Here is a 12,969-nt window from a genome sequence, read left to right on the forward strand (position 1 = left end):
GTTTGCCACGTCAGCCCTTGAAGACCTTCTCGGCGGATGCCTGCCACTCGCGGAGGATCGCGTCGATCTGGTCGGGCTTGTCCATGAACTTGGTCAGCGCCGTGTCCGCGGTCGGCTGGAGCGCGTCGCTGGAGTCGCGGTTGAAGAACTGGGTCAGCTCGGCGGCGCTCTCCAGCATCGCCTTGCCCTTGGCCACCAGCGGCGAGTCGGCCGCCTTGGCCTTCGGGTGGACCGGCAGCACGATGCCGGAGCTGGACTTGACGTACTCCTCCTGTGCCTCGACGGAGGCGAAGTACTTCAGCAGCTCCTTGGTGCCGGCCGGGTTGGCGCTCTTGGCGCTGGCGAAGAAGCCGTCGGTCGGCGCCTCTTCGGCGACCGGCACCGCCGGGTCGATGATCGGGAAGCGGAAGAAGTCCAGGTCGCCCAGGGCGTCCTTCGGCGCGGCGTCGGCGAAGAAGGTGCCGATCAGGAACATGCCGGTCTTGCCGGCGAGCAGCGCGGTGGTCGCCTCCTGGAACGGGTACGCCTTGCCCTTCGGGTCGAAGTACGGCAGGACCTCGCGCCAGCGGGTGAGGACGGCCTTGACCTTCGGGTCGTCGAAGCGCTGCTTGCCGGCGAGCAGCTCACGGTGGAACGGGGCGCCGTTGATCCGGATGTTGAGGTAGTCGAACCAGGCCGAGGCGACCCAGGGGGTGTCGCCGAGACCGATGCCGATCGGCGGAACGCCCTTGCCCTTGAGGGTCTCGCAGAGGGCGAGGAAGTCGGCCCAGGTCTTCGGCTCCTGCACGCCCCACTTGGCGAAGTTGCTCTTGCGGTAGAAGAAGCCCCACCAGTAGTTGGTCATCGGCACGAAGACCTGCTTGCCGCTGGCGTCGGTGGAGAGCGTCTTCACCGACTGCGGGTATTCGCCGAGCCCCTGCCACACGTCGGAGACGTCGAGCAGCAGGCCCTTGCTGGCGTAGTCGTTGGCCACCGAGCCCGCGTACCACGTGTAGAGGTCCGGCGGGTTGGCCGACGTCAGGTAGGTCGGCAGCTGGGTGCGGAACGTCTCCGAGGCGATCGTGTTGACCGACGCGGTGCCCTTGCCCAGCTTGTTGAAGTTCTCGACGAGCTTCTCGATCGCCGTCTTGGCCTGCGGCGAGGAGAGGTTGGACTGGATGGTCACCGCGCCGGAGCCGCCGCTCTTCACGGGCCCGCTGGCGGAGCTGGCGCAGGCGCTCAGCAACGAGCCGGCGCCGAGCGCGCCCAGGCCCGCGAGCCCGAGGTGGCCGAGGAATCGGCGGCGACCGGGATCGAAGTCCGTCACAGGTGGTCCCTTCCTCATCGACACGCTGCGACGCGCGCTCGGTGTCGGTCTTGTTAACGGTGTGACCAGAAGGTTGCATCCGGGGTACTCTCACTGTCAAGATGTATTCGTAATTAATGGTTAAACGGTGCCTGGGGTGGTCGATGGATCCGGTCGTACGCCGGTTGGACGGCAGGACAGCGGTGGTCACCGGCGCCTACGGCGGGATCGGTGCGGCCACCGCCCGTCGCCTCGCCGCGGAGGGAGCCCGGGTCGCCCTGCTCGATGTCCGTGATCCCGCCCCGGTGGCCGAGGAGCTGACCGCCGCCGGAGCGCAGGCGCTGTCCGTCGTGGCCGACGTCTCCGATGAGGCGTCCTGGGCCGCCGCGATCGGCCGGGTGCGCGCCGAGCTCGGCCCGGTCGACATCCTGGTCAGCAACGCGTCGGCAGTCGAGATCGCGCCCGCTCACCGGACCAGCCGGGCATCCTGGGACAGCCAGCTCGGCGTCAACCTCACCGCCGCCTTCCTCGGCGTCCGGGCCTGCCTGGACGACCTGCTCGACCGCGCCGGCGCGGTCGTGCTGATCTCCTCCGTGCACGCCCTGATCGGGTTGCCCGGCCGGCCCGCCTACGCGGCCGCCAAGGGCGCCCTGGTCGCGCTCGGCCGTCAACTGGCCGTGGAGTACGGACCACGCGTACGGGTCAACAGCGTGTTGCCCGGCCCGATCCTGACCGGTGCCTGGGACGGTATCGGAGAGGAGGACCGCCGACGCAGCGTCGCGGAGACGGTCGCCAAGCGGTTCGGCACGCCGGACGAGGTCGCCGCCGTGGTGGCCTTCCTCGCCTCGCCGGACGCCGCCTTCATCACCGGCACGAGCCTGGTGGTGGACGGTGGATGGACCGCGGTGAAAGCCTCGGCCTGACAGGTCGAGACCGACGAGCGAAGAAGGCGCGAAGAGCATTGGCACAGTACGCAGGCCGTGGCGTCCACGGACAGACCGTCGAGGTGATCGCCCGGCGGATCCTCACCGGGGAGATCGCCGAAGGCGCCACCCTGAACCTCGGCGCGCTCCAGGAGGAGCTGGACGTCAGCCTCACCGCCCTCCGCGAGGCGCTCAAGGTTCTCACCGCGAAGGGCATCGTGGACGCCCGGCAGAAGCGCGGCACCTTCGTCCGGCCCCGCGCCGACTGGAACCTGCTCGACGGTGACGTGATCCGCTGGCAGTTCGCCGACGGGGCGGACCCGCTGCTCATCGACCAGTTGCAGGAGGTCCGGGCGATCATCGAGCCGGCGGCGGCCCGGCTGGCGGCGTCTCGGGCCAGCGTGGAGGACGTGGCGGCGCTCGACGCGGCCCTGGCGGCGATGGCCGAGGCGAAGGGCCGCCCCTCGGCGGCCGTGGCCGCCGACCTCGCGTTCCACCGGGCCCTGCTCGCCGCCACCCACAACGAGTTGCTGGTCCGGATGGAAGTGGTGATGAAGACCGGGCTCGCCGAGCGCGACCGGCTGGTGCACGGCCGTGACAGCGACGACGATCCCGTCCCCAGCCACCGCGCAGTGGTCGACGCGATCCGCGCCGGCGACGAGCGCGCCGCGGAGACGGCGATGCGCGAGCTGCTCGCCAAGGCCGTCCGGGACGTGGAGAAGCTGCGCTCAGAAGAGGGTGACCGGTGAGCGCGAGGAGTGAGCTTGCGAGCCCCGCAGTCGCGAACGAAAGGCTGGCTCGGTGAGCGCGAGGAGTGAGCTTGCGAGCCCCGCAGTCGCGAACGAAAGGCTGGCTCGGTGAGCGCGAGGAGTGAGCTTGCGAGCCCGGCAGTCGCGAGCGAAGGGTCGGCTCGGTGAAGATCGAACGTATCGAGACCTTCCTGGTCCCGCCGCGGTGGCTGTTCTGCCGGGTGGAGACCGACACCGGTGTGGTCGGCTGGGGTGAGCCGGTGGTGGAGGGGAGGGCCGAGGTGGTCCGCGCCGCGGTCGAGGTGCTCGCCGAGTACCTCGTCGGGGAGGATCCGCTCCGCGTGGAGCAGCACTGGCAGGTGCTGACCAAGGGCGGCTTCTACCGTGGTGGCCCGGTCCTGTCCAGTGCTGTCGCCGGGCTGGACCAGGCGCTGTGGGACATCGCCGGGCAGGCGTACGGCGTTCCGGTGCACGCTCTGCTCGGCGGGCCGGTCCGCGACCGGGTTCGCATCTACTCCTGGATCGGCGGGGACGAGCCCGGCGAGATCGCCGACGCCGCCGCCGCGCAGGTCGCCGCCGGGCTCACCGGCCTGAAGATGAACGCCTGCGGCCAGCTCTCGCCGATCCCCACTCCGGCCGAGATCGACGACATCGTCGAGCGGGTCGCCGCGGCCAGGGCGGTGCTCGGCGACGAGCGCGACATCGCGCTGGACTTCCACGGCCGGGCCGGGCTCGCCGCGGTGCGCCGCATCCTGCCCGAGCTGGCGCCGCTGCGCCCGTTCTTCGTCGAGGAGCCACTGCTCCCGGACCAGGCCCACCACCTGCGGGACGTGGTCACCAGTTCCCCGGTGCCGGTCGCCACCGGCGAGCGCCTCTACTCACGGTCGGAGTTCCTCGCGCCGTTGCAGGCCGGGGTTTCGGTGGTGCAGCCCGACCTGTCCCACGCCGGGGGCATCTCGGAGGTGCGGCGCATCGCCGCGCTCGCCGAGACGTACGGCGCCCTGCTGGCCCCGCACTGCCCGCTCGGCCCGATCGCGCTCGCGGCCAGCCTCCAGGTGGCTTTCGCGACGCCGAACTTCCTCATTCAGGAGCAGAGCATCGGCATCCACTACAACGCCGGCTCGGAGCTGCTGGACTACCTGCTCGACCCGGAGCCGTTCCGGTTCACCGACGGGCACATCCTGCGGTTCGACGGGCCTGGCCTCGGCATCACCATCGACGAGTCGGCTGTGCGGCGGGCCGCGAAGAGCCCGCACGCCTGGCGTAACCCGGTCTGGCGCCACCCCGACGGGTCGTTCGCCGAATGGTGACGTCGACCTGGGCGCGACCGGACGAACCGGCCGGTCCGGGTCCGCACGCGATGTCTGCCGCGGTCACCGGTCCCGAGCCACAGTGGCCGGTGGCGCTGCGCGCCGATGTCAACCTCGCGCTCGGCGGACGCTGGACCAGCCTGCGCGGCGGTGGGCGGGAATGGCTCTGGCAGGGGCCCGAGCCGGGCCGGGAAACGGTTTCGCCGGGGGCGGCCTTCGTGGACGCCGGCGGGCTGGAGGAGTGCCTGCCCACCGTGCGGGGCAACCCGGATCATGGTGACGTCTGGTCCCGCCCCTGGCGGGAGGCCGGTCCCGGTGCCGCGGTCGTCGACTGCCCGCAGTTCACCCTGACCCGCCGGATCGCCGAGCGGTCCGGTGCGATCGTCGCCGACTACCGGCTCGCCGCCGATCCCGGCTACCGTTTCCTCTGGGCCGCGCACGCCCTGCTCGACCTGTCGCCGGCGGCCCGGCTGGAGGCCCCTTCCGGCACCCCGACCCGGCTGCACCCGGAGGCCGCCGCGCGGCTGCCGCCGGGCAGTTGGCCGGCCGGACGGCCCTGGCTCACGGGCGACTGGCCAGCGCCGGCCGGTTTGGCCCTGGACGCCCTCGGCCCGGACGACGGCACCGCAGTCGGCGCCGTGCTGGTGGACTGCCGCCGGGTCCGGGTCGTGGACGCACCCGACGTGCTCACCTTCGAGCTGGAGTGCGACGGCCAACCCGTCGGCGTCGGTTTCTGGCGCAACCTGCGGGGCTGGCCCGAGACGAACCCCTACCGCAGTCTCGGCGTGGAGCCGATGCTCGGCGCCGCGTTCGACCTGGCCGAGGCCGGGCCCGTGGACGCTGCGGTCGTCCCACCGGCCGGGGAGGTCGCCTGGCGGCTGACCGTCTCCGCCGATCGACAGAAAGGCCACCGGTGAACCTGACCGACGCCCTGCGTACGCACCGGCTCCTCGCCATCGTGCGTGGCCCGGACCCGGACGCGGCGCTCGCCGCCGTCCTGACCCTCGCCGACAGCGGCGTGGCGCTGATCGAGGTGTCGCTGACCAGCGCGGACGCCCTCGGCACGCTGCGCCGTGCCCGGGCCGCGCTCGGCCCCGAGTTCGGTCTCGGCGCCGGTACCGTGCTCAGCGTCGGCGACGCCCGCGCCGCCGCCGACGCGGGCGCGACCTTCCTCGTCACCCCGGCGTTGGCCGAGAGCCTCGACGAGGGGCCCCGGCTCGGGCTGCCGGTGCTCGCCGGCGCGCTGACCCCGACCGAGGTGCTCGGCGCGTTGGCGGCCGGCGCCGCCGCGGTCAAGCTCTTCCCGGCCTCGATCGGCGGGCCCGGCTATCTCGGGGCGCTGCGCGATCCGTTGCCCGACGTCCCGTTCGTACCGGTCGGCGGGGTGGACGCCGAGCGCGCCCGCCAGTACCTTGCCCGGGGCGCGGTGGCCGTCGGAGTCGGTTCCCCGCTGCTCGGTGACGCGGTGCGCGGCGGAGATCTCGACGCGCTGCGCGCCCGGGCGGCCGCCTTCCGCGCGGCGGTGGCCGACGTGTCCGCCGGATCGTCCCCGCGCTGATCGAGGCCCGGAACCGGACCCCCGCTGTGGTGACGGAAGTAGCGCCGATCGAGGAGGAGAGATGGAGTTGACCGAGCCCACCGTGTGGAGCGCCGACCGGCTGGAGCTGGGCGAGGGCGCCCGTTGGGTGGACGACCGCCTCGTGCTGGTGGACCTGCTCGCCGGGCGGCTGCTCACCACCGACGGCGACGGGCCCGCGCCGCTGGTCGAGCTGCGCCGGCTGGACGTCCCGCTCGGTGCGGTCGCCCCGGTCGACGAGCATCCGGGGGAGTGGCTCGCCGTCGCCGGCACCGGCGTCGCGCGGCTCACCGCCGACGGTGGGCGGCGCGCTGTCGCGGACCTGGAGGGCGGGAACCCCGAGCCGGCCCGCATGAACGACGCCGTGGCCGATCCGCACGGCCGGTTCTGGGCCGGCAGCATGACGTACGCCGGGACACCCGGCGGCGGCTCGCTCTACCGGATCGATCCGGGAGCCGCGCCGGCGCCGGTCGTGACCGGGTTGACCATCGCCAACGGGCCGGCCTTCGACGGTGCCGGTACCACGATGTACCTGGCCGACACCCCGCGCGGGCACGTGGACCGGTTCACTGTGGACGCCGGCGGCGGTGCCCTCGGTGACCGGACGCCGTTCCTGCGGCTCGACCCCGCCGAGGGCGCGCCGGACGGCATGACCGTCGACGCGGAAGACCACCTCTGGGTGGCGCTCTGGGGTGGCTCGGCGGTCCGCCGCTACCGGCCCGACGGCACGCTGGACCGGGAGATTCGGTTGCCGGCGGTACAGCCGACCAGTGTCTGCCTCGGTGGCCCCGGCCTGCGCCGCCTCTTCGTGACCACCGCATCGCACGGCTTGCGCGACCCCGGTCCGTTCGACGGCGCTTTGCTCGCCGTCGACGTGCCGGTCGCCGGTCGACCCGCCGCGCCGGTCGCGGCCGGGTGGGCCGCCGACGTCTAGCGCGTACCCGGCAGGTGTGACGGGCGCCCGGCGAGTTCGCCGGGCGCTCCTTCGTGTAGGCCGAGCGGGCGAACGGTTGCCATTACGTGATCTTGACGGGGTCGACAGCCGTCAAATGATCCACAAGCATTACCGTCCGGGCGGGTTCTCGCATTGGCAGTGCGAAAACCCCACCCCGATCCTATTCGGACACGACGTGTCACCGACTCCTGTGACCCAACCGGTGACACGCCCTGTCGCCATGCAAAGGAGCACGCATGCGACGTCGCCGTTCATCCCCTTACGGCGCGCTTGCCCTCGTCACCGTCGCCGGGCTGCTGATCGCGGCCGGCCCGGCCGATGCCGCCACCACACCCCCCATGCCGGCCACCACCTCGACCGCCGGAACGGCCCCGGCCGAACCGGCCGGGCAACCGGCCCGCACCCTGACCCTGATCACCGGCGACCGGATCGAATCCTCGGCCGGCCGGATCGCGATCGTCCCGCGCCACGGCGTCCAGTTCCTCCGCTACCGGCACGGCGACGACGAGTACGTCGTGCCCTCCGATGCCCTCGGGCTGCTGCGCGAGGACCGGCTCGACGAGCGGCTGTTCAACGTGACGCAACTCCTCGCCGACGGCTTCGACCAGCGTGACGGGCTGCCGCTGATCGCCTCCGACCTGACCGGTATGCGCGGTCTGACCGCGCAGCGGCGCCTCGCCTCGGTCGACGGCTTCGCCGCCGAGATCCCGGTCACCGACCTGGCGCGCAACTGGCCGACGCTGCGAGACTCGCTGCGCGCGGGAAAGCTGTGGCTGGACGGGATCCGCAAGCCGGCCCTCGACGTCAGCGTGCCCGCCAGTGGCGCCCCGGCCGTCTGGGCCGCCGGCTACGACGGCTCGGGTGTCAAGGTGGCGGTGCTCGACAGCGGGATCGACGACACCCACCCCGACTTCGCCGGACGGGTCGCCGCCGAACGGAACTTCGTCACCGACTACGAGACCACCGACGACGACCTCGCCGGACACGGCACCCACGTCGCCTCCACCCTGGCCGGCAGCGGGGCGGCTTCCGGTGGCCGCTACCGGGGCATGGCGCCCGGTGCGGACCTGCTCATCGGCAAGGTCTGCTTCAGCTACTACGGCCTGGGCGCGGCCTGCCCCGACTCGGCGATCCTCGAGGGGCTGCGCTGGGCGGCCGAATCCGGCGCCCGGGTGGTCAACCTCAGCCTCGGCGCCGACGATCAGCCCGGCGTCGACCCGATCGAGGAAGCCGTCAACGAGCTGACCGCCAAGTACGGCACCCTCTTCGTCGCCGCCGCGGGCAACAGCGGCTGGGCACCGCAGACGGTCGGCTCGCCGGCCTCGGCCGACGCCGCCCTCGCGGTGGGCAACGTCGACAAGACCGGTGTGCGCAGCTGGGACTCCGGCCAGGGCCCGCGGCTGGGGGACTACGCGGTCAAGCCGGAGATCACCGCCCCCGGTACGGCGATCACCGCGGCCCGCTCCTCCACCGCCGACGTCGCCCCGCCCGGTGAGCAGTACGTCTCGTTCAGCGGCACGTCGATGGCGAGCCCGCACGTCGCCGGCGCGGCGGCGCTGCTCGCCCAGGCGCACCCCGACTGGCGTGCCGGGCAGCTCAAGTCGGCGCTGATGGGTGCGGCGCGGCCCAGCGCGACGATCGACCTGTTCGGCCAGGGCGCCGGCCAGCTCGACGTGGCCAAGGCACTCACCCAGCCGGTCGCCACCGACCCGCCGGCGGTCAACTTCGGCTTCCGGTCCTATCCGCACGACGCGCAGGACGTGGTCACCCGCCCCGTGACGTACCGCAACGACGCCGACGCGCCGATCACCCTGCGGCTCGCCGTGACCGGTGACGTACCGGCTGGCGTGATCACGTTGGCCGGCAGCTCCGTGACGGTGCCCGCCCACGGGCAGGCCACGGTCCAGCTCACCGCCGACACCCGCGCCGGCGGCGACTCCTACGGCACCTTCGGCGGCCGGCTCGTCGCCACCGCCGACGGGGTGAGTGTCCAGACGCCGTTCAGTGTCTTCCGGGAACAGCCGTCCGCCGACGTCCACCTGAAGGTCACCGCCCGGACCGACGCCCCGCAGGAGGTGGTCACCCAGCTCGGCAACCTCGCCACCGGCGAGTTCGTCGTCAGCTACGACAGCGCGGACACCGTCCGGGTGCCGATGGGCGACTACGTGGTGCTCAGCATGGGCATCAGCGCCGACGGCACGGGCACCGTCCTGGCCAACGGGCGGATGACCATCGACCGGACGACGACGCTGGAGCTCGACGGCCGTCAGGCCCGGCGGGTCGACATCCGGCTTCCGGACCGGGACGCCGCCCCGGTCCTCGGTGAGGTCGAGGTCCAGCACACCGGCGGCCCGCAGCTGTTCGCCATGAGCCTCGCCGGCGATCCCGGCTCCATCTACACCGCCGACCTCGGATCGGAGAACGTCGACGGTCTGATCACGTCGGTGACGGCGCTGTTCGCCCGCCCCGACCGGGGCGGTGACTTCACGGCCAGCCCGTACACCTACCAGACCGGCTGGTACCAGACCGGCTCGTTCGTCACCGGCTTCACCCGTGAGCTCAGCGAGCGTGACGTGGCCAAGGTCCGGGTCGGCTACGCGTCCGCGGCGGCCGACGGGGTGGGGACCCGGGCCAACTACCCGGTGATTCCCGGGGTCGACTACCCCGATGGCTTCGTCCTGCCGCGCACTCCATTGCCGGCGCAGCGGACCGAGTACTACGCCGGCAACCTCGGCTGGGAGTCGACCTTCGAGGAGGGCGTCGGCGCGGGCGCGGACTACCGGCGGGTGGCGGAGCTCGCCGCGCAACGGTCGGACTACCAGGCGGGGAAGGACTACACCGAGCAGTGGAACCAGGGTGTGTTCAGCACGCCGATGACGCCGGCCTTCCCTGAGTACCCGATTGTCGAGCGGCGGGGCAACGAGTTCCTCCTCCGGCTCGACGGCTACGCCGACGCCGCCGGTCACCGGGGCTACTCGGAGGCGGCCGGGTCGACCGGGAAGCTGGCGCTGTACCGCGGTGACATGCTGGTCGAGGAGCGGGCCGGGGCGTACGCCGGGATCGACGTCGGCGAGGCGGGACGCTCTCGGTACCAGCTGTCGTACGGCTTCACCCAGCCGGCGCCGGCGCGGCTCTCCACCCGGGTCGAGACCGTGTGGGAGTTCGACTCGGCGTACACGGAGACCGGTACGGCCCTGCCGCTGACCGCGGTCGGGTTCGCCCCCGGGCTGGACGACCACAACACGGCGAAGAAGCACGGCATGCTGGCGGTGCCGCTGACCTTCACGCGTCAGGCCGGCGCCGGCAAGGTCGCCGAGGTCGAGGTCGAGGCGTCGTTCGACGACGGTGCCCACTGGACCAAGACGCAGGTGCTGTCGCTGCCGGGCGGCCACACGGCCAAGGTCAAGCACCCGGGCCGGGCCGGATTCGTGTCGCTTCGCGCCCGCGTCACCGACTCGGCCGGTGCGGTCGTGACCACGACCGTGATCCGGGCGTACGAGATCCGGTAACACCTGTCGAACGTTGGTGGGGCCGTCCTGGTCGGGACGGCCCCACCACCGTCTCCGGTCACCGACCCCCGCACCGGGCCGCGTCGCGGCCCGGCCCATGCGCCCGTCCGGCGAACCCGCGGCCGGCCGGCGCGGGAGGTGACGAAGATTATTGCGGCTCGGCCCGTGGGCCGCCGCGGTCCCGCCGGTCCGTACGATGCGCGGGTGATTCTTCGCGGCAAGATCCGGTCCGACGCGCCGCTGCTGGTGCTGGCTCTCGAGGAGGAGGCCGCGCATCTCGACGGCGACCTTCCGGTGCTGGTGACCGGGATGGGCAAGGTCAACGCGGCGGCCGCCGTGGCGGCGGTCCTGGCCGCCGATGTGAAGCCGAGTCTGGTGCTCAACCTTGGCACCGCCGGTGCGTTGCGACCCGGCTGGGACGGTCTGCACGAGATCGGCAGCGTGTTCCAGCACGACCTCGACACCGAGCTGCTGCACAACCTGACCGGGCACATCTGCGGCGCGCCGCTGACGCTCGGTACGCAGACGGCGGTGCTCGCCACCGGCGACACCTTCGTCTCCGACGAGGCGACTCGGGCTCGGCTCGCGCAGCGGGCGGACCTGGTCGACATGGAGGGGTACGCCGTGGCCTCGGCCGCAGCCCGGGCCGGGGTGGCGTGCCGGCTGGTCAAGCGGGTCAGCGACGAGGCGGGCGACGGCGCGGTGCGGAGCTGGCAGGAGTCAGTGGACGCCTGCGCCCAGGACCTCGCCGCCTGGATCCGCAAGGAATTCTCCTAACCCGCGACCCCCGGCGTTCTTCCACGTCGATCATGAGGTTGGCGGCCGACCCGTCGGCGTGTCGCACCCGCAGACCTCATGATCGACCACTGTGGGGCGGGAGTGGCGTTAATCTACCGAAGTGAGGCGAGAGGGCTGCCGTCTTCAGGCGGCAGGTGAATCGCTGCACCAACCCCATACTGTTAGATGTACGTCGTGCGTGGCTGAACACCAGACGAACCGCGGGGCGGCGTACAGCCTCGGATACCACAGCGTGTGGTGCCCGAAGTACCGCCGCGGCGCACTCGTCGGCCCGGTCGCCGAACGGCTCCGAGAACTGATCGAACAGAGATCCGCCGAGTATGGATGGTCAACTGTGGCACTGGAAGTCACGCCCGACCATGTGCACCTGTTCGTTCGCGCTGACCCGGCCGCGTCACCGTCGTACATCGCGAACCAGTTCAAGGCTTTACGTCGAGGGTTCTCCGCGACGAGTTCCCTCACCTGCGGCGACGTTTGCCCACCCTGTGGTCCCGGTCGTACTTTGTGTCGTCGGTTGGCGACGTGTCCGCTGCGACGATTCAGAAGTACATCGAAACGCAATGGGAACGTCCGTGACGCAAAGGGACGACATCGTGAAGGTCAACCACGGTTACGTCCGGCGGCTGTCCCTCACCCCTGGGCAGGTCGCAGCCCTCGACAGTCAGGGGCATGCTGCTCGTGCCATGTGGAACCTGCTGCACGCATGGTGGACGTGGGGCGGGAAGAACCGCCGCCCGAGCCTGAAGCAGGCCGACGAGGCGATCCGGCAAGCCCGCAACGACATCCCGTGGCTCGCTGATCTTCCGGCGCAGGCCGCGCAGCAGGTACTCAAGACGTACATGCGGGCGTGGAAAAACTGCTGGGAGGGTCGCGCGTCGGCCCCCGAATTCAAGTCCCGAATCCGGTCGAGGATGGCCGTCGACGTGCCCCAAGGCCGTGACCTAGGCGTGGTTCGGCTGTCCCGCCACGTCGGACAGGTCCGCGTACCCAAGGTCGGTGTGGTCAAGTTCCGCTGGTCCGGCCCTATTCCTGGAGTCGGCCGCGAGTCTGGCCGTGTCACCGGCGCCCGGCTCGTGAAGGACGCGTTGGGCTGGCACGTCGTGTTCCGCACCGAGGTCGACAAGCCCACTTCCGCGCAGCATCCGGGGCCGGCTGTCGGTGTGGACCGGGGCGTCAACGTCGCCCTCGCGTTGTCGGACGGCAACGACCGGTCTCATGGGGACTGGATCCGTCCGAAGGAAGCCGAACGGCTCCTCAGGCTGGAACGCAAGGCTGCACGACAGAAGCAGACACGTAAGCGTGGTGAGCCGTGCTCGAACCGGCTGCGCCGCACGTACGACCAGATCGCCAAGGTGCGCGCGAAAGTCAAGCGCCGTCGGAGCGACTGGCAGCACAAAACCACCACGTCCATCGCGGAGCGATACGGGATCGTGGTGGTGGAAGACCTGCAGATCCGCAACATGACCCGCAGCGCCAAGGGCACCGTCGATGCGCCCGGCGTGAACGTTCGGCAGAAGTCTGGGCTGAACCGTTCGATGTTGAACGAGGCGCACGGCCGGACTGTTGATCTGCTGGCGTACAAGCTGGTGGAACGAGGCGGTCAGTTGTTGAAGGTTCCCGCTGCGGGTACGTCTCAGACGTGTTCGGCCTGCGGGTATCGTGACCCGGCTTCCCGCAGGGGTGTCGTGTTCGTCTGCACGTCGTGCGGTTGGACGGGTCATGCCGACAGCAACGCCGCCGTGAACATCCTGAACGCGGCAGGGCTTGCCGTGTATGGACGTGGAGCCGAGACCGTCGGGTCCCGCTGTGAAGCGTCAACCTCCCGGCGTGCAGCATGAGCGCCGCCGGGAATCTGCCTCCTTCA

Annotated in this window: 10 protein-coding genes and 1 pseudogene; 10 read left to right on the plus strand and 1 reads right to left on the minus strand. The window is 71.6% G+C overall.

The genetic code is table 11. From position 1 onward, the window contains the following. Positions 1-10: 10 nt before the first annotated feature. Positions 11-1,306 (minus strand): extracellular solute-binding protein, encoded by a 1,296-nt coding sequence (locus ABZS42_RS10610; RefSeq protein WP_355143833.1) that lies wholly within the window; start codon positions 1,304-1,306, stop codon positions 11-13. Between the two features lie 143 nt (positions 1,307-1,449). Between ABZS42_RS10610 and ABZS42_RS10615 the strand changes: the two genes are divergently transcribed. The 10 genes and pseudogenes from ABZS42_RS10615 to ABZS42_RS10660 all read left to right on the plus strand — a co-directional run bounded on the left by ABZS42_RS10615 (position 1,450) and on the right by ABZS42_RS10660 (position 12,943). Further along, positions 1,450-2,208 (plus strand): SDR family NAD(P)-dependent oxidoreductase, encoded by a 759-nt coding sequence (locus ABZS42_RS10615; RefSeq protein WP_355143834.1) that lies wholly within the window; start codon positions 1,450-1,452, stop codon positions 2,206-2,208. A 38-nt stretch (positions 2,209-2,246) separates the two neighbouring features. Beyond that, positions 2,247-2,957: an FCD domain-containing protein gene (locus ABZS42_RS10620; RefSeq protein ID WP_355143836.1), complete on the plus strand. Its 711-nt coding sequence runs from the start codon at positions 2,247-2,249 to the stop codon at positions 2,955-2,957. A 164-nt stretch (positions 2,958-3,121) separates the two neighbouring features. Beyond that, on the plus strand, positions 3,122-4,267 hold the full coding sequence (gene dgoD / locus ABZS42_RS10625; RefSeq protein WP_355143838.1) for a galactonate dehydratase: 1,146 nt from the start codon (positions 3,122-3,124) through the stop codon (positions 4,265-4,267). Positions 4,268-4,317: 50 nt separating this feature from the next. Then, positions 4,318-5,184 carry a hypothetical protein gene (locus ABZS42_RS10630; protein ID WP_355143840.1) on the plus strand — a complete coding sequence of 289 codons (867 nt, stop codon included), beginning with the start codon at positions 4,318-4,320 and terminating at the stop codon, positions 5,182-5,184. Beyond that, on the plus strand, positions 5,181-5,825 hold the full coding sequence (locus tag ABZS42_RS10635; RefSeq protein ID WP_355143842.1) for a bifunctional 4-hydroxy-2-oxoglutarate aldolase/2-dehydro-3-deoxy-phosphogluconate aldolase: 645 nt from the start codon (positions 5,181-5,183) through the stop codon (positions 5,823-5,825). The genes ABZS42_RS10630 and ABZS42_RS10635 overlap by 4 nt, the downstream gene beginning before the upstream one ends. 61 nt (positions 5,826-5,886) lie before the next feature. After that, positions 5,887-6,777 (plus strand): SMP-30/gluconolactonase/LRE family protein, encoded by an 891-nt coding sequence (locus ABZS42_RS10640; RefSeq protein WP_355143844.1) that lies wholly within the window; start codon positions 5,887-5,889, stop codon positions 6,775-6,777. Between the two features lie 257 nt (positions 6,778-7,034). After that, entirely contained in the window at positions 7,035-10,307 is a 3,273-nt protein-coding gene (locus ABZS42_RS10645) for a S8 family serine peptidase (protein ID WP_355143846.1), read from the plus strand. 204 nt (positions 10,308-10,511) lie between these two features. Beyond that, a complete protein-coding gene (locus tag ABZS42_RS10650; protein ID WP_355143848.1) occupies positions 10,512-11,084 on the plus strand; it encodes a nucleosidase in 573 nt (190 codons plus the stop codon). A gap of 199 nt (positions 11,085-11,283) precedes the next feature. Further along, a pseudogene (gene tnpA / locus ABZS42_RS10655) lies at positions 11,284-11,681 on the plus strand (IS200/IS605 family transposase). A gap of 17 nt (positions 11,682-11,698) precedes the next feature. Beyond that, on the plus strand, positions 11,699-12,943 hold the full coding sequence (locus tag ABZS42_RS10660; protein WP_355143850.1) for a transposase: 1,245 nt from the start codon (positions 11,699-11,701) through the stop codon (positions 12,941-12,943). Positions 12,944-12,969: the final 26 nt, after the last annotated feature.

Source organism: Micromonospora sp. NPDC005367 (genome assembly GCF_040606825.1).
Lineage (GTDB): Bacteria > Actinomycetota > Actinomycetes > Mycobacteriales > Micromonosporaceae > Micromonospora.